This is a genomic window from Citrobacter sp. 506 (assembly GCF_050434985.1).
Lineage (GTDB): Bacteria > Pseudomonadota > Gammaproteobacteria > Enterobacterales > Enterobacteriaceae > Citrobacter > Citrobacter braakii.
Map to the genome: position 1 here is coordinate 1021623 of NZ_JBNDJN010000001.1, position 21508 is coordinate 1043130.

Annotated in this window: 20 protein-coding genes and 3 tRNA genes; 11 read left to right on the forward strand and 12 right to left on the reverse strand. The window is 50.1% G+C overall.

From position 1 onward, the window contains the following. Window positions 1–27: 27 nt before the first annotated feature. The 8 genes from ABIE10_RS05135 to hinT form a co-directional block, all read right to left on the reverse strand. Complete coding sequence (locus tag ABIE10_RS05135; RefSeq protein ID WP_003030814.1) at window positions 28–567, reverse strand: glycine zipper 2TM domain-containing protein; 540 nt, start codon at window positions 565–567, stop codon at window positions 28–30. Window positions 568–734: 167 nt separating this feature from the next. Beyond that, a complete protein-coding gene (gene ndh / locus ABIE10_RS05140; protein WP_016152676.1) occupies window positions 735–2039 on the reverse strand; it encodes an NADH-quinone dehydrogenase in 1305 nt (434 codons plus the stop codon). A gap of 236 nt (window positions 2040–2275) precedes the next feature. Next, window positions 2276–2818, reverse strand: coding sequence for an alpha/beta hydrolase YcfP (ycfP, locus tag ABIE10_RS05145; RefSeq protein ID WP_003030817.1), 543 nt, complete (start codon window positions 2816–2818; stop codon window positions 2276–2278). Between the two features lie 21 nt (window positions 2819–2839). Beyond that, complete coding sequence (nagZ, locus tag ABIE10_RS05150; RefSeq protein WP_047501964.1) at window positions 2840–3865, reverse strand: beta-N-acetylhexosaminidase; 1026 nt, start codon at window positions 3863–3865, stop codon at window positions 2840–2842. Between the two features lie 10 nt (window positions 3866–3875). Beyond that, complete coding sequence (thiK, locus tag ABIE10_RS05155) at window positions 3876–4700, reverse strand: thiamine kinase (protein ID WP_429154948.1); 825 nt, start codon at window positions 4698–4700, stop codon at window positions 3876–3878. After that, window positions 4681–5322, reverse strand: a complete 642-nt coding sequence (lpoB, locus tag ABIE10_RS05160; protein ID WP_181220550.1) for a penicillin-binding protein activator LpoB — start codon at window positions 5320–5322, stop codon at window positions 4681–4683. Before lpoB ends, thiK begins: the two co-directional genes overlap by 20 nt. A 13-nt stretch (window positions 5323–5335) precedes the next feature. Next, the gene (locus ABIE10_RS05165) at window positions 5336–5710 is read right to left on the reverse strand and encodes a YcfL family protein (protein WP_019076489.1); all 375 of its coding nucleotides are present in this window, start codon (window positions 5708–5710) and stop codon (window positions 5336–5338) included. Window positions 5711–5712: 2 nt separating this feature from the next. Beyond that, a complete protein-coding gene (gene hinT / locus ABIE10_RS05170) occupies window positions 5713–6072 on the reverse strand; it encodes a purine nucleoside phosphoramidase (protein ID WP_016156204.1) in 360 nt (119 codons plus the stop codon). Between the two features lie 348 nt (window positions 6073–6420). Here hinT and fhuE point away from each other — a divergent pair, with 348 nt between their 5' ends. Beyond that, complete coding sequence (fhuE, locus tag ABIE10_RS05175; protein WP_429154951.1) at window positions 6421–8607, forward strand: ferric-rhodotorulic acid/ferric-coprogen receptor FhuE; 2187 nt, start codon at window positions 6421–6423, stop codon at window positions 8605–8607. Between the two features lie 76 nt (window positions 8608–8683). On the opposite strand, the gene ABIE10_RS05180 is transcribed toward fhuE, so the two are convergent. Next, on the reverse strand, window positions 8684–9574 hold the full coding sequence (locus tag ABIE10_RS05180; protein WP_200010162.1) for a LysR family transcriptional regulator: 891 nt from the start codon (window positions 9572–9574) through the stop codon (window positions 8684–8686). A 145-nt stretch (window positions 9575–9719) separates the two neighbouring features. On the opposite strand from ABIE10_RS05180, the gene ABIE10_RS05185 reads away from it, so the two are divergent. Genes ABIE10_RS05185 through ABIE10_RS05205 form a run of 5 tightly spaced genes read left to right on the forward strand, consistent with a single transcriptional unit; the run spans window position 9720 to window position 15569 of the window. Continuing rightward, window positions 9720–10319, forward strand: a complete 600-nt coding sequence (locus ABIE10_RS05185) for a cysteine hydrolase (protein WP_047501958.1) — start codon at window positions 9720–9722, stop codon at window positions 10317–10319. Beyond that, a complete protein-coding gene (hypE, locus tag ABIE10_RS05190) occupies window positions 10316–11353 on the forward strand; it encodes a hydrogenase expression/formation protein HypE (protein ID WP_429154953.1) in 1038 nt (345 codons plus the stop codon). The genes ABIE10_RS05185 and hypE overlap by 4 nt, the downstream gene beginning before the upstream one ends. After that, a complete protein-coding gene (gene hypF, locus ABIE10_RS05195; protein WP_235116470.1) occupies window positions 11328–13661 on the forward strand; it encodes a carbamoyltransferase HypF in 2334 nt (777 codons plus the stop codon). Before hypE ends, hypF begins: the two co-directional genes overlap by 26 nt. 22 nt (window positions 13662–13683) lie before the next feature. Continuing rightward, on the forward strand, window positions 13684–14403 hold the full coding sequence (locus ABIE10_RS05200) for an HAD family hydrolase (protein WP_200046489.1): 720 nt from the start codon (window positions 13684–13686) through the stop codon (window positions 14401–14403). Between the two features lie 17 nt (window positions 14404–14420). Continuing rightward, the gene (locus tag ABIE10_RS05205; protein ID WP_235116484.1) at window positions 14421–15569 is read left to right on the forward strand and encodes an MFS transporter; all 1149 of its coding nucleotides are present in this window, start codon (window positions 14421–14423) and stop codon (window positions 15567–15569) included. A 98-nt stretch (window positions 15570–15667) separates the two neighbouring features. Here ABIE10_RS05205 and ABIE10_RS05210 read toward each other — a convergent pair. Beyond that, window positions 15668–15743 (reverse strand) — tRNA-Asn (locus tag ABIE10_RS05210). A gap of 160 nt (window positions 15744–15903) precedes the next feature. Between ABIE10_RS05210 and ABIE10_RS05215 the strand changes: the two genes are divergently transcribed. Beyond that, entirely contained in the window at window positions 15904–17391 is a 1488-nt protein-coding gene (locus ABIE10_RS05215; RefSeq protein WP_049040618.1) for an EmmdR/YeeO family multidrug/toxin efflux MATE transporter, read from the forward strand. A gap of 99 nt (window positions 17392–17490) precedes the next feature. Further along, window positions 17491–17566 (forward strand) — tRNA-Asn (locus tag ABIE10_RS05220). Window positions 17567–17608: 42 nt separating this feature from the next. Here ABIE10_RS05220 and cbl read toward each other — a convergent pair. Continuing rightward, a complete protein-coding gene (gene cbl, locus ABIE10_RS05225; protein WP_016152661.1) occupies window positions 17609–18559 on the reverse strand; it encodes an HTH-type transcriptional regulator Cbl in 951 nt (316 codons plus the stop codon). A gap of 101 nt (window positions 18560–18660) precedes the next feature. Beyond that, on the reverse strand, window positions 18661–19578 hold the full coding sequence (gene nac, locus ABIE10_RS05230) for a nitrogen assimilation transcriptional regulator NAC (protein ID WP_016156200.1): 918 nt from the start codon (window positions 19576–19578) through the stop codon (window positions 18661–18663). Window positions 19579–19638: 60 nt separating this feature from the next. Between nac and ABIE10_RS05235 the strand changes: the two genes are divergently transcribed. The 3 genes from ABIE10_RS05235 (at window position 19639) to ABIE10_RS05245 (ending at window position 21410) form a co-directional block, all read left to right on the forward strand. Continuing rightward, window positions 19639–19791, forward strand: a complete 153-nt coding sequence (locus ABIE10_RS05235) for a hypothetical protein (protein WP_181012486.1) — start codon at window positions 19639–19641, stop codon at window positions 19789–19791. A gap of 113 nt (window positions 19792–19904) precedes the next feature. Next, a tRNA-Asn gene (locus ABIE10_RS05240) sits at window positions 19905–19980 on the forward strand. Window positions 19981–20141: 161 nt separating this feature from the next. After that, window positions 20142–21410 carry a tyrosine-type recombinase/integrase gene (locus tag ABIE10_RS05245; RefSeq protein ID WP_014229917.1) on the forward strand — a complete coding sequence of 423 codons (1269 nt, stop codon included), beginning with the start codon at window positions 20142–20144 and terminating at the stop codon, window positions 21408–21410. Window positions 21411–21508 lie beyond the last annotated feature (98 nt).

Genomic DNA, 21508 nt, shown 5'->3' on the forward strand with positions numbered 1-21508 from the left:
GGGGCTAATGTTCAGGATAATGCTATTTTACGCTTTGTTATTCAGTACCAACTGTCCATTGTTATCCAACGGAATTTGCGCGCCGGGGTCCTTATCCATACGGATTTTCCCCTGCTGATCGCCAATTTTGTACGTCACGTCGTAGCCCAGCATTTTTTCAGATTTGTCATACACCGTTTTACAACGCTGCTGCGTAGTAGTGTACGTATCATTTTCTTGCATCGAACCCTGGATCTGGTTACCTGCATAACCGCCGCCTAAAGCACCGGCCACGGTAGCAATATCTTTACCGCGTCCGCCGCCAAACTGATGGCCGATAACGCCACCAGCAACCGCACCCAACACGGAACCCGCGATACGGTTTTCATCTTGTACCGGCTTACGGTGCGTGACCGTCACGTTCCGACACTCCTGGCGCGGTGTTTTTACCGACTCTTTAATCGGTGTTGCAGAGACAACTTGTGCATACTGTGGGCCACGCTCGAAAACGTTAAGACTGGCCACCGCTGCAACACCCAGCGCAGCAGCTACGCCAATCCCTATACCCGCCAACATAGATTTATTCACGGGACTTCCTCCTTTTTTGCTATTAGCAACAACTTTGCAACAGAAGGTAAGGAATGCCAATCAGATTACGGATGAAAATAGCACGAGGAGGAGCGAAGGCAGGATGATTCGGAGAACTCTGAAGGAAAGCGCCGGATAAGTACAAACATCCGACGCCATAAGCCGTATTAATGCAGTTTCAGACGCGGGCGGATCACCCGGTTAATGCTGCCAACCAGCATCATCAGACCGGTTTTAAAGTAACCGTGCAGAGCAATCTGGTGCATGCGGTACAGTGAGATGTACACAAAGCGCGCAATACGCCCTTCTACCATCATCGAACCACGGGTCAAGTTACCCATCAGGCTACCCACGGTAGAGAAGTTAGAAAGTGAAACCAGAGAGCCGTGGTCTTTGTACTGATACGCTTTCAGCGGCTTGCCGTTCATCTGCGCCAAAATGTTGTTCATTGCGCAGCTTGCCATCTGGTGCGCAGCCTGAGCGCGCGGCGGCACAAAACCACCTTCCGGGCGAGCGCAGGAAGCGCAGTCGCCAATCGCGTACACGTCGGGATCGCGCGTGGTCTGCAGAGTCGGCTCAACCACCAGTTGGTTAATACGATTGGTTTCCAGACCGCCAATGTCTTTCATAAAGTCTGGCGCCTTGATCCCCGCAGCCCACACCATCAGATCGGCTTCAATGTACTCGCCATCCTTGGTATGCAGTCCGCCTTCATCAGCGCTGGTTACCATCGTCTGGGTCAGTACGCGTACGCCCAGTTTGGTTAACTCATTATGCGCAGCACTGGAAATACGCGGCGGCAACGCAGGCAGAATACGCTCACCGGCTTCTACCAGCGTAACGTTCAGCGCTTCGTTGGTCAGCCCTTTGTAACCATAGCTGTGCAGCTGTTTTACCGCATTGTGCAGCTCGGCTGAGAGTTCAACCCCCGTCGCACCGCCGCCGACAATGGCGATATTTACTTTGCCGTTAGCGCCCAGATTCGCGGAATACTTCAGGAACAGATTCAGCATCTCCTGGTGGAAACGACGCGCCTGATGCGGGTTATCCAGGAAAATGCAGTTTTCTTTGACGCCCGGCGTATTGAAATCGTTGGAGGTACTACCCAACGCCATCACCAGCGTGTCATACGGGACTTTGCGCTCAGGAACCAGCAGCTCGCCCTTCTCATCGCGCAGCTCGGCAAGAGTAATGGTTTTCGCTTCGCGATCGATATCCACCACCGAACCCAACTGAAACTGGAAACCGTGGTTACGGGCATGCGCCAGATAGCTCAGCGCATCCACGCCTTCGTCCAGGGATCCCGTCGCGACTTCATGCAGTAACGGTTTCCATAAATGGCTGTGGTTTCTGTCCACCAGCGTGATTTTGGCCTTTTTCTTGCGCCCCAGCTTTTTACCCAGCTGCGTCGCCATTTCCAGTCCGCCAGCACCGCCGCCGACAATCACGATTCTTTTTAATGGTGTAGTCAACGTGACCCCCTTAAATTTATTAACCAATTGTTAATTAAAAGTTATAGGCATAGCCTTTAATTAACAACAAGTTACGATAATGAAAATGTTCTTCGAGAGTGAGAATAACACGAACGGTGCATTGGTCATACCAAAATTGATGTGTATCAAGTTTTGATGCTGAAAAGATAGACAACACGAACTTTAAGAACAAAAAAACCAGCCCGAAGGCTGGTTTTTTACACGTTCATTGAGGATTAACCTAACGTCTTGAACGCTTTGATGCGCTGCAAATGCGGGGAGATATTCTTAAACTTGTGCGTCTGCTCTTCGTCCCAGACTATCTCGTAAAAATGATGCAGCTCTTCTGACGAACGCTGACTATTGAGCGCTTCATCATGACGTGACAGGATCACCAGGCAGCGATCGCGATTCTTTTCGCGGAAATTGGTCACGCATTTTGTCGCGATATCGGCATACTCTTCAGGCCTGTCGATTTTTCCCTCCATGTTCTCATACGGGAACAGGTTGGGATTAAACACTACCTGACGAATATCACACAGGAAACCAATCCGTTCAGCCCAATATCCCCCGAGCCCCACGCCACAAATCAGCGGACGGTCGTCCACATTAAGCTGCAGCATTTTGTCCACTTCTTTCAGTAGATGCTGCATGTCATGTTTAGGATGCCGCGTACTGTAGCTAATCAGCCTGACATCCGGGTCGATGAACTGCAGCTGCAACACCTTTTCGTGGTTGCCCGGGCTGTTAGAGTCAAAACCGTGTAAATAGATAATCATCGCATCCTCGCCAAACTTGCGTTAATGACCTGCTTTCTCTTCCTGCCAGCGCTCATGAAGCTGGTTGAGCTGGGCGCTTACCGTCTTCCAGCGTGCCGAGTCCATCAGTTCCTGACGTGAAAATGAACCTTTATGATACAAACGTGTAACACGTTCTGCATTGATCGGCGACAGATTATCTAACACACTGACCGCTCCCTTACGATTATTGCAGACCAGGATCATATCGCAACCCGCATCCAGCGATGCCTGACCACGCTCAGCATAGCTTCCCATAATCGCCGCCCCTTCCATCGACAAATCATCGGAGAAAATGACGCCATCGAAACCAAGCTCCTGACGCAGCACCGTTTTCAGCCAGTGTGGCGAACCGCTCGCCGGACGCGGGTCCACGTCACTGTAGATGACATGCGCAGGCATAATGGCATCGAGTTTGTTTTCCGTAATCAACGTCTGGAACACGGACATATCTTTTGCACGAATTTCGGCTTCTGAACGTGGATCGGTTGGGGTTTCTTTATGCGAATCCGCCGTCACAGCCCCATGCCCGGGGAAATGTTTACCGGTAGTTTTCATGCCAGCAGCATGCATACCGTCAATGAAGCGAGTCGCCATAGCCAGCGCTTTCCGCGGATCGGCATGGTAAGAGCGTTCGCCAATCGCCGCGCTGATATGCCCCACATCCAGCACCGGCGCAAAACTGATATCTATATCCATTGCGATCATTTCGCTGGCCATTAGCCATCCGGCGTCCTGAGCCAGATTGCCGCCTTCTTCCAGACCGTGCAGCGCAGCAAAGGATTGGGCCGCGGGCAGACGCGTAAATCCTTCGCGAAAACGCTGTACCCTGCCGCCTTCCTGATCTACCGCCACCACCAGATGATTGCGTGATGCCTCGCGAATCTGGCGCACTAATTCACGCAACTGTTCCGGGTCATGATAATTTCGGGTAAAGAGGATCAACCCACCTACCAGCGGATGCGCCAGAATCTCGCGCTCTTCAGCGTCCAGCTCATACCCTTCGACATCCAACATTACTGGGCCCACACTGCTCTCCTTATCCTTTCATTATTAGCTGCCGCCAGGTTTCATCGGCCAGCCTGATAAATTGTCGATCGCCGGTTTGTCGCCAGCGATACTCAAACCACCCCGCTTTCAGCATTATGACCCAGGGCCGCCATCGTCTGACCTGCCGCCACAGCGCGTTTTGTTCAATGTACGCTCGTTGGGCGTAGGCGCTCACCAGCCGTTGGTGCTGAGATTCGTCGTTGACCCAAACCGCCGCCAGTTCCAGAGCGATATCACCGTCTCCGGCATATTCCCAGTCAATCAGCCGCAGTCCTGATGCTGTACGTACGATGTTGTCACCGTGGACATCCATATGCAGAGGCCCCAGACGCAAAGGTCGAGGCTCACCGCTTTTCCTGAGTCGCTTCAACGCTTGCAACCAGCATGGCGTACGACGCGCCGGATCGCCACACTGCCAGTACTGTTCGAGTAGCGGCAGCAGACTGATTCGCCAGCCCAATTGGGGTTGTTGGTGCAGATGATACAATAAGCCAGCGAGTTCGTCGGCGTCCGGCAATCTGGATTCTACCTTACCGTGAAAAAAGTCGACCGCCATCCACCCACGTATATAAAAGCGGGGGCGCGGCGCAAGGCTTTCAGGCAGATGCTTTAACGCGTGATAGTGACGTAAGAAATGCGATTCCGCCGCGTCAGGGTCGTGATGACAGCGCAACACTAAGCGGTGGGTATCGTGTTCGATGATGCAGCTCCCGCCGCTCAGGCCGCTCTGGTTGGCTACGACGGGATGATACTGCGGGAAATAGCGCGACAACACCTCGTCGCGCGTTAGCCGGTTATTGTTGCTGTACGGCACCTTTACCTGACCAGATTATCTCGCCAGTTTGTACCAGCATTAATTGCATTTGCAGCGCCGGCGAATTGACGTTGCCGGAGGCGCTGGAATAGAGCACATACTGTGCGCCAACGTTACGGGCGATACCAATCGCTTTGCTGCGCGTTCCCAGACTGTCGTTCGGCGACAAACCTAACTGCTGTTTGGCGAGAGCCAACTGCTGGGCGGAAACCAGGGTAAACTTGCCGTTATTCGCCAGCGCGTTCCTCAAGGTCTCGGTGGCTTCACCGGCATTCAACGAGCCGTTGGTCCGGTTATTCACGCTATCAACCAGCAGAACGCCTCCCGCTTTGACGCCGTCAGCCTGCAGCATTTTACCGACCATCGGCTGCATAGCCCCGTTCCAGTCATAGTGACGTTGACGCGGCGTCGGCTGCGCCGTTTGGTCCTCGTGCTCAATCGGACCCGGCTGCTGCGGTATGCTTGGCACCGTTGGTACAACCGGCACCGGCTGTTGCGGCTGCGCGGGCTGTTCCGGCACCGGCTTCACTTCCTCTACGGGTGCGGGCTCACGTTGCGCCACACAGCCAGAGAGAAACATCGCCAGCGCGGCAATCAGTGCGTAGCGATTCATTTTGATCATCAAGATTCACCCCTTACAAATAAAGATAAAGTCTAACCTTGTGCGCCCCCAGAAAATTGGCGCTGCCGTACAGCGTCACCGACGAATGAGCCGGGATAGTCACGCTGCGTGGCGCTTCCAGAGGATGCATTTCCAGTCCTCTGGCGTCATACCAGTAAAACCGATAATGAACGGTAACGGGTTCTTGTCTTTCGTTATAAAGTCGCGAGGATGCTGAGGCCTGAATATCAGACGTGGTTAACGTCGGTTGTTCTGCTGTAATGCCCGACGCCAGAATCGTTGATTCCATCACCAGCGACTGTTCATCACTTACCGGAATTTCAGGATGTGCCCGACAGCCAGCCAGTAGCAGCAAGCTCAGTGAAAGTGCAATGCATCCTCTGGTCATGCTTAGAGACCTTTATGCGCAAGCATTGGACCAAGCGCACGTCCACCCAGCAGGTGCATATGAATGTGATACACCTCCTGACCGCCGTGACGATTGGTATTCATAATTAAACGATACCCATCCGCAGCAATGCCTTCCTGCTCGGCGATTTTCGCCGCTACGGTGATCATGCGACCCAACGCCTGCTCGTGTTCCGCCGTCACATCGTTGACGGTCGGGATCAGGACGTTAGGAATGATCAGAATGTGCGTAGGTGCCTGAGGGGAAATATCACGAAACGCAGTGACCAGTTCATCCTGGTACACGATATCTGACGGAATTTCACGACGGATAATTTTGCTGAATATAGTTTCTTCTGCCACGACGTTTTCCTTTTTCATTAACAGCCCAAGCGTTATGCCATGCTACGCCGGGTCACTCTGCGAGTATAGAGTATGAGCGAGTTACTCACGCTCTTTCAACTTTAACCCTCGATTTTTTAAGCAAAAAGCCCTGCCACTGCTGTTCTTATAACCATTTCCCGTCGCTATTGCTTAAGCATAGTACTGAAACAACATTTCACTTATGCCGTAGCATCTGTTTACACATTGAATGTGAATGCGTATATTTCGCATTTGCATTCATATGCAAACTTAATAATTTACAACCAAAGGGTTCATCACAACCTCAGCGATTCGAACTTAATATTAATAATTATCAAGGACTTTTCGATGTCTTTCACAACACACAACGGGGATGACCAGCGCCAACCGGGGCTTGCCCCTTCTGTACTGGCAGCCTGCATCACGTTAGCACTATTGCCTTCCACCGGCCTCGCAGCCCCTGCTGAAGAGACGGTGATCGTTGAGGGCTCTGCTCCAGCCACATCCAGCGAGGAGCAGGATTACAGCATCAAATCAACGACTGCTGGCACCAAAATGCAGATGACGCAGCGCGATATTCCGCAATCAGTCAGTATTATCAGTCAGCAGCGCATGGAAGATCAGCAACTGCAAACGCTGGGCGATGTGATGGACAACACGTTGGGGATAAGCAGAAGTCAGGCGGATTCAGATCGCAGTAGCTATTACTCTCGCGGATTTCAGATTGATAACTACATGGTCGATGGGATTCCGACCTATTTTGAATCCCGCTGGAATCTCGGTGATGCCCTTTCCGACACGGCCCTTTTTGAGCGTATCGAAGTGGTCCGTGGCGCAAACGGGCTAATGACCGGGACGGGTAACCCCTCAGCCTCGATTAATATGATCCGTAAGCATGCCACCAGCCGCGAGTTCACCGGTAATGTTTCTGCGGAATATGGCAGTTGGAATAAACAACGATATGTGACCGATCTTCAAAGCCCGCTCACGGCAGACGGCAACGTGCGCGGGCGCATCGTGGCGGGCTACCAGAATAACGACTCCTGGCTTGATCGCTACAATAGCGAAAAAATGTTCTTCTCCGGGATTGTCGATGCCGATCTGGGCGACACCACCAGCCTGTCTGCGGGTTATGAATACCAGCGCATTGATATCAACAGTCCAACCTGGGGTGGATTGCCGCGCTGGAATACCGACGGCAGTAAAAACAGCTATGACCGCTCGCGCAGCACTGCGCCGGACTGGGCGTACAACGATAAAGACTTCAACAAAGTGTTTGTCACCATCAAGCAACGTTTTTCCGATACCTGGCAGGCGACAATGAATGCCACCCACTCCGAGGTCAAGTTTGACAGTAAAATGATGTACGTCGATGCCTATGTCAATAAAGCCGATGGCACGCTGATTGGCCCGTATGGCAGCTATGGTCCGGGCTATGACTACGTCGGAGGTACCGGCTGGAACAGCGGCAAGCGTAAGGTGGATGCCGTCGATCTGTTCGCCGACGGCGGTTACGACCTGTTTGGTCGTCAGCATAATCTGATGCTGGGCGGCAGCTACAGTAAACAGAATAACCGTTACGAAAGCGCGTGGGCGAACGTATTCCCCAACGAAATCGGCAGCTTCTATACCTTCGATGGTAACTTCCCGGAAACCAACTGGAACCCGCAGTCATTGGCTCAGGACGATACCACGCACATGAAATCGCTCTACGCCGCAACACGTATTTCGCTGGCCGACCCACTGCATTTGATTGTCGGCGCGCGTTATACCAACTGGCGTATCGACACCCTCGCCTACAGCATGGAACAAAACCATACCACGCCGTATGCGGGCCTGGTGTATGACATTGACGATAACTGGTCTACGTACGCCAGCTATACCTCAATCTTTCAGCCGCAGAACAAGCGCGACAGTTCCGGTAAATATCTCTCCCCAATTACCGGCAATAACTATGAACTTGGCCTGAAGTCCGACTGGATGAACAGCCGTTTAACCACCACCCTCGCGGTCTTCCGCATTGAACAGGATAACGTGGGCCAATCAACCGGCGTACCAATTGCCGGTAGCAATGGCGACACGGCCTATAGAGCGATGGATGGAACGGTCAGCAAAGGGGTCGAATTCGAAGTTAACGGTGCGATCACCGATAACTGGCAGATGACGTTCGGCGCGACACGCTATGTTGCTGAAGACAACGAAGGCAATGCGGTAAACCCGAACCTACCGCGTACCACAGTAAAACTGTTTACCCGTTATCGCCTGCCAGCCATGCCGGAACTGACCGTGGGCGGTGGGGTTAACTGGCAGAATCGTGTTTATAGCGATACGGTCACGCCGTATGGCACATTCCGAGCGGAACAGGGAAGCTACGCCCTGGTCGATTTATTCACCCGCTATCAGGTGACGAAAAACTTCTCTGTGCAGGGTAACCTCAATAACCTGTTCGATAAAACCTACGACACCAATGTCGACGGTTCTATCGTCTATGGCGAGCCGCGCAACGTCAGCGTCACCGCCAGCTATCAGTTCTGATTCGAAACACATCACGCTCCACCTGCTCGTCAGGTGGAGTGATATTGATACATTGCGGCGAAAACTCCCCCCTTTTTTACACCACAATAGAGGTATCTCCTGCTACGACCAAGCGCAAAAAATCATCCCGACGATGATTTTTTATTTTTGGGTTCCACACCACACCTATATCCCAGCGTATTTGCTTTTCCATAGGCATTAATAAATTAACATTGGCGGGCAAAAAAGTACGAACGCTTGCGGGTAAAAAGGCAACGCCGTTACCACCAGCAATTAATGCCAGTAACGACGTCATATCATCCGTAGCGGACACCGTAACAGCCTTCAACTGGTTACTTTGGAGAAAATATGCAGTTTGTTCAGCAAGGCAAGGGCTGGTAGACGGATCGAGTTGGAGTAAGGGATATGCCGATAGTGCACTCTGAATATTCATATTGTGTATATCGCTATTCGCCGGCATAGCAAGCGCCAGCGTTTCCTCATAAAGAATATATGAAACCAGACCTTTACTTACAGGTGCCCGCACAAAACCAATATGCAACCGCCCCTCCAACAGCATTTTCATTTGAACACTAGAAGGAAGATGATTAATAACAACCTCACACTCAGGAACTTGCTGATGAAATTGTCTTATCCACTTTGGAACTTGCTGAAATGACGAAATCCCAAAGCCCATAAATAACTTTTCACGATTTTTCGAATTTACCTCTCTCGCATAGTTCAGAAATTCAATATGGGATTGTAAAAGCTCATTTGCTTTAGAAAAAAGCTGCTGCCCCAATACAGTTAAACTTGCGCCATGACGTCCGCGCAAAAAAAGAACGCCACCTGTCAAATGTTCCAGCGTCTGTATCTGCTTTGATAGTGCTGGTTGCGTCAAGAAGAGTTCTTTTGCAGCATTGCTGTAACTTCCTTTCATCGCCAAGGTAACAAAAGCTCGAAGCAGTTTTATATCTATTCCTTTCATTTATTGAACCCTGAAAAAAATGGAATTATACAAATACCTATAACAGGCCCATGATAGCAAGGGATGGCAATAAAGAAAAATAACTGACCAGTAGAAAACTGTAAAAAAACTATCAATTAATATTTAATTATAAAGGAATATAAATATGCCAAATGTAGCCGTGCTAACAAATGATTTGCAATATGAGTTTACGTATAAAATCACCCGATCGGCTCAGGAATTAGAACAAAAACTAACAGCATTTAATCAATTTCTTGATGGTGTCAGAAACCAAAACCAGGCCGTCATCCATTTGCAGTTAATAAACGATCCCGACGACCCCGCAGTACAGCGCCGCTATAAAAATCGCGCTGCGGGTATTCCAGCTTTGGCCGGGCGGCCAGAAAACCAAATAATCGACAGTATTTACCACCCTTCTGACCTCATCGTAGTAAAAGGGAGAGACAGTGGTTTCTTTAACAATAACCTCGATGAAACGCTGCAAAATCTGGGCATCAAAACGGTTATCGTGACCGGTTTGCAAACGCACGTCTGCGTTCAAACCACCGCTGCAGATGCTTTTTTCCGCGGATACAATGTGTGGGTGCCAGAGGACTGCGTTTTTGCCCCTTCCACAGATGACACCACTCGCGCCTTAGAGTGGCTTGCCAACTATTGCGCAACCGTTGCCCCTTCAACTGAGATTTTATCGCTGTTGGCAAAACATAGCGATCTTCCTGAGCGCAATGAAGGGAAATCCGCATGAAAAATCCATTAATACAGGAACTGGAACCGACAGATACCGTTGTTCTGGACCATGGGACAGGCGCTCGCCTTAGTCGAGAACTTTTCGAACTAATTGCGGAAATTCTCGGCGATACCTATCTGGGTACCATGGAAGACAGCGCCTTACTCGACCTACCGTCGCGACAAATTGCATTTACTACCGACTCTTTCGTTGTTACACCACTGATCTTTGGTAATGGGGATATCGGTAAAATTGCGGTATGCGGTACCGTCAACGATCTTGCTGTGAGTGGTGCACGTCCGCTGTATCTGACGCTGAGTCTTATTATTGAGGACGGCATGCCCATATCCGAACTCGTCACTGTTATTGAATCGGTCCGCGATACTGCTATTGCGGCAGACGTCAAAATCGTTGCCGGGGACACCAAAGTTGTTGGGAAGGGAGAAGCCGATCGTCTGTTCATTAACACGGCTGGCTTGGGCGTTCTTGAACAGTCCCCTGTTTCAATTAAAAACGTTCGTCCTGGGCAAAAAATAATACTGAGTGGCTATATTGGAAATCACTCTATCCACCTGCTATCCCTGCGAGAAGGACTAGGATTTGAACGAAATATCCTCAGCGACTGCGCCCCACTCAACATGATGATTCGCCAACTTCTCGATACCGTTCCTGCCGGAAAAATTACCTCAATGAGGGATGTAACTCGCGGTGGCCTCTCTGCAGTGCTTCATGAATATGCGCGTGCAGCAAAACATGAAATGCGTTGCGAGCGACAATCTTTGCCGATCCAGCCTGAAACAGCGATGGCGGCAAATATGCTGGGCGTCGATGTCATCAATCTTGCTAACGAGGGATGCCTTTGCTTGTTTGTAGAATCGGATAGTGCAGAAGAAGTGCTCAAACTCTTACAAGCGCACCCGCTTGGCCAAAAGGCCGCGATTATTGGCGAGGTATTAACAATCCCTCAAGCCAAAGTCAGCATGCTTGAACAGGATGGAACCGTATCGACTATAGAGGAGCTCTACGGTGCAGAATTGCCACGACTCTGCTAAGCAATGCGACGCAGTGGAAACCCGGCGTTACCGCATTTGCGGTATCGTCCAGGGGGTAGGATTTCGTCCTTTAGTCCATCGACTGGCTCGCACCTTCGAAGCCACAGGCTGGGTACTTAATGATTCCGAAGGCGTATTGCTGGAGCTACAGGCCACGTCCAGACATATCGCGCAACTCATTGATGAGCTAGTATCTAAACCGCCACCAATGGCCCGCATCAATAGTATTGTGGAAGTACCACGAGAAAATTCGGTTCAACAATACGCAGAATTTAGTATCCGTAAAAGCCGTCAGTTGGCGCGGATGGATACTATTATCCCACCAGATTCAAACGTCTGTAAGGATTGCCTTAATGAAATGTCTGACCCGCTAAACCCGAGGTATCGGTACGCTTTTATTAATTGCACCAACTGCGGGCCACGATACTCAATTATCCAGGCAATGCCTTATGATCGTTCACAAACAACAATGCAAGCCTTTGCAATGTGTCCTGCCTGTCAGCGTGAGTATGATGACATCAATAATCGCCGTTATCACGCGCAGCCCAATGCTTGTCCAGAATGCGGACCAAAACTGGACCTAAGGTCTTGCAACGGCGAAACGATAATCACAAACGATATCGTCAAATTTGCCCTAGCAAGGCTACAAGAGGGCGCGATTATTGCGATGAAAAGCCTTGGTGGTTTTCATCTGGTTGTTGATGCGAATAATGAAAATGCCGTTTCGCAACTGCGAAAGCGCAAGCACAGAGATGCCAAAGCTTTTGCTATTATGGTAAGGGATTCAAATCAGGCAGCTCGCATAGCCCGTGTCAGCGCGCATGAAAAAAAAATTCTGGAAAGTGTTGAGCGCCCAATCGTATTACTGCGTAAACGTAAAAATACACTGCCGGAAATTATCGCACCGCATAACCCCAATATTGGTGTCATGCTCCCATCCACACCACTTCAGTATTTAATGCTAGAAGATACCACAATGCCAGCCCTGGTGATGACCAGTGGTAATCTCTCAGGCCATCCAATCGTATTTGATAATACGAGTGCTATTGTGCAGTTGGGTGAAATCGCAGACTATTTTATTCTTAACGATCGTGACATTCATACTCGTGTCGATGATTCCGTTGTCCGTGTCATGACCCATGGTAATAACCTTTCATTCCTTCGGCGCTCACGAGGTTATGCCCCCTATCCTGTACACCTTACTTCCCGGGTTGATCCGATCATCGCTCTTGGCGCAGAACTAAAAACAACCGTGAGTATAGCGAAGGGTAATGAGGTGTTTATGAGCCAGCACATTGGCGATCTCAAAAATGATCTTACGTTTACATCACACCTTACGTGCGTTAATCATCTGCAAAAGCTTCTTAATATTGAGCCGAAGGTTGTGGCTTGCGATCTCCATCCAGCGTTTCGCTCGACGCGTCGTGCACTGGAACAATCGCAACTGCGGGTTATTCAGGTGCAGCATCATCATGCACACATGGCATCGTGCATGGCTGAAAACGGACTCAGTGGAAAAACTATTGGCGTTGTGTTCGACGGTACGGGCTACGGCGTTGATGGCACTATCTGGGGTGGCGAATTTCTTGTAGGGGATACCAGAAGCGTTAAACGTGCAGCACACCTTCGTTATATCGGCCTACCAGGCGGTGATAGCGCGGTTAAAGAACCCATTCGGATTGCTATTTCGTTATTAACGGAAATCTACGGGGAATATATTCCTGAGCTTTCTATTCCTGGCCTACAAACATTGTCGGCTGTCCAGAGGGACGTTTTCGCCAAAATGACTTACCGAAGGATCAATACACCAGTGACCAGCAGTATCGGCCGACTTTTCGATGGCATTTCCGCATTAATGGGCATTTGTACACATATTGAATATGAAGCACAGGCCGCCATTGAATTGGAAGCATTATTGCAGAGCGATCTTCATATGTCGCAACCTTTTTCTTTCTCGATTGTCGAGTCAGAAGACCATCTCGAGGTGGATTATCGCCCGATGGTTCATGAGATGATTACAGCATTAACAGTACACTCCCTCGATTTACCTGAATTAAGCAGGCGCTTTCATTCAACTATCGTAGAGATTATTACCGCAGTCTCTACCCGTTTATCTGCCCTTGCCATGACACGGCAAGTTGTACTGAGTGGAGGTGTCTTTTGTAATGCGTTCCTTCTCTACAATGCCCTTGACAGACTGCAAGCGGCCGGACTTAAAGTTTACTGCCATCAACTCGTCCCCACTAATGATGGTGGCATCTCTTTAGGGCAAATTGTCGTTGCATCCAGACTAAGCCAAACGAATTAACTTAATAATAAGGAAATAAAATATGTGTAATGCCATCCTGAAAGCTGCTGCCGTATTATTTGATATGGACGGTGTGCTTATTGATTCAAATGAAGTGATTGAAAGAGCCTGGCATGAAGCGGCTGCAATGTATGGTAAAACAATATCGGAACAAGAAATTATTAAGCATATCCACGGACAGCCTGGTCCGCATACTATTCGGGCGCTCTTCAGTGACCTACCGCTCGTTGATCAGCAAAAGGTTCAGGCTCATATTATTCATGTTGAAAATACTGCGTCTTATAATCCTATCCCGGGAGTCGCAGAACTTATTACCGTACTGGATGCTTCAGGTATTCAGGTTGGCATTGTAACCAGCGGCTGGCGTGAGAAAATCGACCGTGTGACGGCGATGCTTCAGATTCAGTCCTGCATTTCTGTGATTGTTGAGCGCGATGACGTCGCCCGAGGGAAACCTTTCCCAGACCCTTATCTTCTTGCAGCCGAGCGTTTTGCTATTCCCGCGGAGAAAACAATCGTCTTTGAAGATTCCAAAAGTGGCGTCACGTCTGCTGTTGCAGCTGGAGCTTTTTGCGTCGGGATCGGTAGCGCTGAACTGATTTCCTGCGGAGCTCGGCTTACTATTTCGGACTTTACCGGTGTTGAAGTCATATCACGACTGGATGGAAACATCGCGATTTCATTTTGCCCAGGGCATGTTTTGATGATCGATAAAAAAGACGCATCTCAAGAAACAAAGTAGAGTAAAAAGGGCCATCAATGGAAATCGCGCAAAAAGGACGCTGGGCTGTTACAACATTATTTTTTGTTAATGGATTAGTTACCGGTGCCTGGGCTGTGCAAATTGCCCAACTGGTTTCACGTTTTCACATTACTGATAAAGTAATAGGCCATTTGATACTTATTTTCGGTCTGGGTGCATTATTTATGATGCCGCTATCCGGCATGGCGATGGAAAAATATGGCTCACAACGCATCGTGCGTATTTTTTCCATCGCAGCCTCGCCTGCTCTTATTCCCGTGGGACTCGCACCTGATATCTACCTGTTAACACCGATACTCTTTTTTCTTGGTGCCATGATCGGGGCAATGAACGTTGCGATGAATTCGAATGCAGTTGCCGTCGAGAAAGCCTTATCACGCACAGTGTTATCTTCATGTCACTGTTTTTGGAGCATAGGGCTTTTCACTTCAGGCCTGATTGGGGGGTATCTGGTTAAGCAGTTCGGTTTTCTCACGCACCTTTTTTTGATTGGCACGTTTTCCTTAGCGATAACATTGTCGGTATGTCCACATGTCATCAAAGATAAATCGATAAGAATTAAACGTTCAATTAAAGAAAAACAGCCTCATCATTCGAGCACCATCTACGTTATCGGTGTTATTGCCCTGCTGGCCATGATCCCGGAATGTGCGGTCGTTGACTGGTCGTCACGTTATTTACTGAAAAACCTTAATGCAACTACGGAAACGGCAAGTCTTGCTTTTGCCTGCTTCGCGGGAACCATGGCGATTTTTCGCTTTATGGGGGATTTCATTCGCAATCGTTTCGATGCCATTTTTGTAATGCGCACATCCAGTCTGGTGGCTGGAATCGGACTGCTGGCAGCGGCAGCGGCAAATACCCCTTGGCAGGCTACCGTTGGTTTCGCTATTGCTGGTATCGGTATCGCCAATCTGGTACCGATTGCTTTTTCCGCGGCCGGAAACCAGCCTGATATCTCAACCAATGCAGGAATGGGTGTCGTTACCACCATTGGTTATCTGGGCACGTTGCTGGCACCTGCTCCTGTTGGTCTGGTCGCTGAACTGACGGGATTTCCTGTCGTATATATAGGGATGGCCGCCATGATGGGCGTGATTATGCTGCTTGCCCCTCTCGTTCGGGTAAAACCCTGCGAAACTTGAGGCAAGCTGGATGGGAAAGCCATTGGCAAGCCTGATGTCGCCTAACGCATTGAAAACAAAAAGCCCGCTTAAGTTTCCTTAAGCGGGCTTCTTAAATATGGCTCCTCTGACTGGACTCGAACCAGTGACATACGGATTAACAGTCCGCCGTTCTACCGACTGAACTACAGAGGAATCGTTGTGGAGGCTTATCTTAGCGGCGAAAAAATTTTTGTCAAACCCCATTTCCCCGAATAAGTTTCAATTGATGCTTCTCTCGACAGTTTGTTGCATTTCCAGACATTTTAAATGGAAAAAACTTTGCAGCTTTTTGGATTCTCCCTCATCATTTGAAATGAGGTTTCAACTTTCTTCTTTAAGGTCCACTTTGAACGTCTCCGCTGCCTTACGCCAGGTCGCTTCCCGCACACCCTGGTATGCCAAACGCAAGAGTTATAAGGTTCTCTTTTGGCGCGAAATCACTCCGCTTGCTGTCCCCATTTTTCTGGAAAACACCTGTGTGCTGTTGATGGGCGTACTGAGTACCTTCCTTGTTAGCTGGTTGGGAAAAGAAGCAATGGCTGGCGTTGGTCTCGCCGACAGTTTCAATATGGTCATAATGGCGTTTTTTGCCGCCATCGATCTGGGAACCACGGTGGTGGTAGCATTTAGCCTGGGAAAACGAGATCGTCGACGGGCAAGGGCAGCAGCCAGACAATCGCTGGTGATCATGACGATTTTTGCTACCGTGCTGGCAGCGGTCATTCACTATTTTGGTGAACAGATTATTGACGTTGTCGCCGGTGAAGCCACCCCCGACGTTAAGGCTTTGGCACTCACCTATCTGGAACTAACGGTGCTCAGCTACCCGGCGGCAGCCATTGCTTTGATCGGTAGCGGCGCACTCCGCGGAGCCGGAAATACCAAAATTCCGCTGTTGATTAATGGCGGTATGAATATCCTAAATATCATCATCAGCAGCATCCTGATCTACGGGGTCTTTTCCTGGCAAGGGCTGGGATTTGTGGGGGCAGGACTCGGGCTGACCATTTCACGCTACATCGGTGCGTTCGCCATTATCTGGGTGCTGATGATTGGTTTTAATCCGGCGCTGCGTATTCCCTTCAAAAGCTATTTTAAGCCGCTCAATCTCGCCATTATCTGGGAAGTTATGGGGATCGGTATTCCGGCAAGTATTGAGTCAGTGCTATTTAATGGCGGTAAACTGTTAACGCAGATGTTTGTCTCCGGCATGGGAACCAGCGTAATTGCCGGAAACTTCATTGCATTTTCCATCGCCGCACTCATCAACCTGCCGGGGAATGCTTTAGGCTCCGCGTCGACAATCATTACCGGCAGGCGTCTGGGAAATGGTCAGATAGCCCAAGCGGAAATCCAGTTACGCCATATATTCTGGCTCTCAACAATCGGCTTAACCGCCATCGCCTGGCTAACCGCCCCCTTTGCCGGCGTTATGGCCTCATTTTATACCCACGATCAGGATGTAAAAGAGGTCATAGTCATCCTAATTTGGCTCAACGCAGCGTTTATGCCGATATGGGCAGCATCCTGGGTGCTACCATCAGGGTTTAAGGGCGCGCGTGATGTGCGTTTTGCGATGTGGGTATCGATGTTGGGCATGTGGGGCTGTCGTGTTGTGGCGGGTTACACCTTGGGAATCGTATTAGGATGGGGTGTAGTCGGCGTTTGGTTAGGGATGTTCTTCGACTGGGCCGTGCGCGCCGCGTTATTTTACTGGCGTATGGTCACAGGCCGCTGGTTATGGAAATACCCTCGTCCCGAGCGTGAAAAGTGCATAAAACAACCGGTTGCGTCTGAATAAGCGACGAAATGGGGAATATTTCAGCAAACGATCGCATTTAGCTATTCAAGCTTTGACAACGCTGAGTGGCATCGCTAATATTCGCCTCGTTCACACGATTCCTCTGTAGTTCAGTCGGTAGAACGGCGGACTGTTAATCCGTATGTCACTGGTTCGAGTCCAGTCAGAGGAGCCATATTTAAGAAGCCTGCTTAGGAAACTAAGCAGGCTTTTTGCTTTATATCTGATAATCAATCACGGCTTCATCTGGCTCCATCGCCTGGCGCTTGATTTCATCGACGGATAACCCTGCGTTGCATAGCTCAATGAATCGCCAAACGTAGTTGCGCTGCAGTTGCCCGCGTTTCAGGCCCAACCAAACGGTATTTGCATCAAATAAGTGCCGGGTATCCAGACGGGTTAAGCTCCCCTCCTCCTGCTCTCCACTGGATTGTTCTGCCACCAGCCCGATTCCCAGCCCCAGCGACACATAAGTTTTAATTACATCCGAGTCCTGGGCGCTGAGGATAATATCCGGCACTAACCCTTTACGGGCAAATGCCTCATCGATACGGGAACGCCCCGTAATCCCCTGACGATACGTAATTAATGGCCAGTGGGCGATAGATTCCAGTGTGAGAGGAGACGTTTTCACCAAGGGATGATCGTGAGGAACAAGCAGGCTGTGGTGCCAACGGAACCAGGGAAAAGCTACCAACAGCGGATCGCTGCTCAGTCGCTCGCTGGCAATCCCGATGTCTGCCCCACCGTTTTGCAGCAGTACGTCAATCTCCTGCGGTGTACCCTGGATCAGTTCCAGACGTACCTCAGGAAAGAGCTCACGAAAGGCTTTAATCACCGCGGGCAGGCTATAGCGTGCCTGTGTATGCGTGGTGGCAATCGTCAGTACACCGGACGTGTCATTGGTAAACAGATCCGCCAGTCTGCGAACGTTGCTGGCCTCATTCAGAATACGCTCGGCAATAACCAGCAAGGCTTTGCCCGGTTCGGTCATGCCCAGCAGGCGTTTACCGCGACGGATAAAAATCTCAATGCCAAGTTCATCTTCAAGTTCACGAATATGTCGGCTGACTCCCGACTGCGAGGTGTACAGTATATTCGCGACTTCCGTCAGGTTGTAATCCTGACGGGCCGCCTCGCGGATTATTTTAAGTTGCTGGAAATTCACTTTTCGCTCCGGGCACATCAGACATTACGCTATTGTTAAAGTCTGATGCCCGGCATAACAAATAATAAAAACCCGCATCTTATTCCTGAAGGGAATAAGGTTTAGCTGACCAGCTGTAGTTCGCGGTTTTCCAGTGCCGGACGGCTTACCAGCGACAACAGGATCTCCTTCACGGCCTGTGCCTGCGGCGATAAGCTCCCTCTGGCTGAGACGTTCAGCGATAATGGCAGATTCATCGACGGGGTTGTTATCCGCGCCATCCAGCCGTTCGCGGCATTACATAATGAACGTGCCGCCGACTCAGGCAACACTGTGACGCCCATCCCACTGGCGATGGCAGCCGTTAAGGTGGCGATAGATTCAATTTCGCCAATCACTTTGGCCGTCAGGCGACGAAGCGAAAAAGCTTCATCTACACGCAGGCGAACTGCGCTGTAATCCCGTGGCAAAAACAGATTCATCTGCGCCACCGCGGCTAAATCGACGCTTTGCCCCGGGCAATCACGCGTCCCGACCAGGTACAGATCCTCTTTAAGCAACGGTTGACTGCTGATACCCGCCACGGGTGAGCGCTCGTAGAGCACCGCCATGTCTAAATGCCCGCTGAGCAGCTTGTCATTCAGCACCGCCCCACTGTTTTCATGCAAATAGACCAGCACATCGGGCAGCTCTGCTCGTACTGTCTGTAATAACGGCATAGTGATGGCTGACGCCGCCGTCCCCGGCGCCAGGCCAATAGAGACCTGTCCCCCCAGGGTCTGACCTACGTTATTGACCGCAAGTTGCGCCTGCTCGCACTGGCGTAAAATCGTCCGCGCATGGGCATACAACACTTTCCCCGCTTCCGTCGGTGTGACGCCGCGTTTGGTGCGAATCAGCAGTTGCTGATCCAGTTCGCCTTCCAGCGTAGCAACCTGCTGGCTCAGCGCGGGTTGCGCGATATGCAACACTTCCGCTGCCTGGGTCAGGCTACCAATATCGACGATTTTCACGAAATATTTCAGTCGTCTGAAGTTCATTTTGCCTCCTGTCGGAATACCAGAACCCGTGCTGGCAGTCATTAAATTCAGGATTGCAAGATGCTTGCCAGTTTAGTCAGCAGCCGTGTTTTACGGTTAAAACCGCGTAAAGTCAGGATCAAAGGTAAAGAATGGACTTTTTGCACACCTGAATCTCTCATTCTGGCTGCCCTGGAAGAGGTAGGCGCGCACCAGAATGGGGCAAAAGCATAAAAAGACGGAAAGATCACCGCTTTGCTGATTTTGTCAGCAAACGAACGCACAAATGTATTTCCCCCTTTGACAAGCCTCATCGCCCTCGCTAATATGCGCCTCGTTCAAACGATTCCTCTGTAGTTCAGTCGGTAGAACGGCGGACTGTTAATCCGTATGTCACTGGTTCGAGTCCAGTCAGAGGAGCCAAACTCTTGTTTTCATGCCGCTCTGCGAATCCTTATGTAATTTAGATTCAATAAGTTAGCGTGAAAAGTCTTCCCGATGTATTTTTAGTTTTCCCTCCGCATCGGGAGAATTTGGTGGTCAGATTTGGGGTCAAGTTGGTTCGATGACGGAGTGACCCCCAAATGTCTCTTAACGACTCAAAAATCCGCAACTTAAAACCATCCGCAAAACCCTTTAAAGTCTCCGATTCCCATGGTCTGTATCTGCTGGTTAATCCAGGCGGTTCACGTCTCTGGTATCTCAAATATCGTATCAATAGAAAAGAATCTCGCCTTGGCTTAGGCGCATACCCTGATGTGTCTTTGGCTGATGCTCGTCAACAGCGTGATGGTATCCGTAAATTGCTGGCGCATAATATCAATCCTGCACAACAGCGCTCTGCGGAAAGATCCACTTCCTCGCCAGACAAAACTTTCAAGTATGTGGCACTGGACTGGCATAAAAGCAACCGAACATGGTCAGAGAACCACGCCTCCCGTCTGCTTGCCAGCATGAACAATCATATATTCCCTGTGATTGGACACTTGCCCGTAGCAGAACTAAAACCTCGTCACTTTATTGACCTGCTAAAAGGCATTGAGCAAAAAGGTCTGCTGGAAGTCGCAGCACGCACCCGGCAGCATATGTGCAACATCATGCGTCATGCCATACATCAGGAGTTGATAGAGAACAATCCGGCAGCAAATCTGGAGGGTATCATCTCCCCGCCCGTTAAACGTCACTACCCCGCCCTTCAGTTGGAGCGGCTACCGGAACTGTTGGCTCGCATTGAGGACTACAAGCAAGGACGAGAGTTAACCCGCCTGGCCGTATTACTCACCCTTCACCTATTCATCCGTTCCAGCGAGCTTCGTTTCGCCCGTTGGTCTGAGATCGATTTCAAAAATAGAATCTGGACCATTCCTGCCACTCGCGAGGCCATCTCCGGTGTCCGCTACTCTGGGCGTGGTGCAAAAATGCGCACTCCACATATCGTTCCACTCTCCCGTCAGTCCATCGCTATTCTGAAACAGATACGGGAAATATCCGGGCATCGCGTGCTGATATTCCCCGGTGACCATAATCCGTATAAGCCAATGTGTGAAAACACCGTCAACAAGGCGTTGCGCCTGATGAGATATGACACAAAAAATGAAATCTGCGGCCACGGATTACGGGCAATGGCCTGTAGTGCCCTGATGGAGTCTGGCCTGTGGGCACAGGATGCGGTTGAACGGCAGATGAGTCATCAGGAGCGTAACAGCGTTCGAGCGGCTTACATCCATAAAGCAGAATATCTCGATTCCCGTAAAGCGATGATGCAATGGTGGTCGGATTATCTGGATATGTGCAGGAAAGCGTATGCCCCACCTTATATTTGTGGGAAGGAAATCAGTTACACAATGGGATAACCCCTCTGACAGAATAAGCCACAAAAAAAAGCCGTATCAGTCTGTACTGGTAGGGCATTTTTCTGGCTTCAACTCGGAGAAATTGTTAAGCCGTTTAT

What these genes read in the sequence shown, in the direction of transcription:
- ycfP (WP_003030817.1), bottom strand. Translation starts at nt 2,818, where the DNA reads ATGATTATCTATTTACACGGTTTTGACTCTAACAGCCCGGGCAACCAC.
- lpoB (WP_181220550.1), bottom strand. Translation starts at nt 5,322, where the DNA reads ATGATCAAAATGAATCGCTACGCACTGATTGCCGCGCTGGCGATGTTT.
- ABIE10_RS05165 (WP_019076489.1), bottom strand. Translation starts at nt 5,710, where the DNA reads ATGACCAGAGGATGCATTGCACTTTCACTGAGCTTGCTGCTACTGGCT.
- fhuE (WP_429154951.1), top strand. Translation starts at nt 6,421, where the DNA reads ATGTCTTTCACAACACACAACGGGGATGACCAGCGCCAACCGGGGCTT.
- ABIE10_RS05180 (WP_200010162.1), bottom strand. Translation starts at nt 9,574, where the DNA reads ATGAAAGGAATAGATATAAAACTGCTTCGAGCTTTTGTTACCTTGGCG.
- ABIE10_RS05185 (WP_047501958.1), top strand. Translation starts at nt 9,720, where the DNA reads ATGCCAAATGTAGCCGTGCTAACAAATGATTTGCAATATGAGTTTACG.
- hypE (WP_429154953.1), top strand. Translation starts at nt 10,316, where the DNA reads ATGAAAAATCCATTAATACAGGAACTGGAACCGACAGATACCGTTGTT.
- ABIE10_RS05200 (WP_200046489.1), top strand. Translation starts at nt 13,684, where the DNA reads ATGTGTAATGCCATCCTGAAAGCTGCTGCCGTATTATTTGATATGGAC.
- ABIE10_RS05205 (WP_235116484.1), top strand. Translation starts at nt 14,421, where the DNA reads ATGGAAATCGCGCAAAAAGGACGCTGGGCTGTTACAACATTATTTTTT.
- ABIE10_RS05215 (WP_049040618.1), top strand. Translation starts at nt 15,904, where the DNA reads ATGAGGTTTCAACTTTCTTCTTTAAGGTCCACTTTGAACGTCTCCGCT.
- nac (WP_016156200.1), bottom strand. Translation starts at nt 19,578, where the DNA reads ATGAACTTCAGACGACTGAAATATTTCGTGAAAATCGTCGATATTGGT.
- ABIE10_RS05235 (WP_181012486.1), top strand. Translation starts at nt 19,639, where the DNA reads ATGCTTGCCAGTTTAGTCAGCAGCCGTGTTTTACGGTTAAAACCGCGT.
- ABIE10_RS05245 (WP_014229917.1), top strand. Translation starts at nt 20,142, where the DNA reads ATGTCTCTTAACGACTCAAAAATCCGCAACTTAAAACCATCCGCAAAA.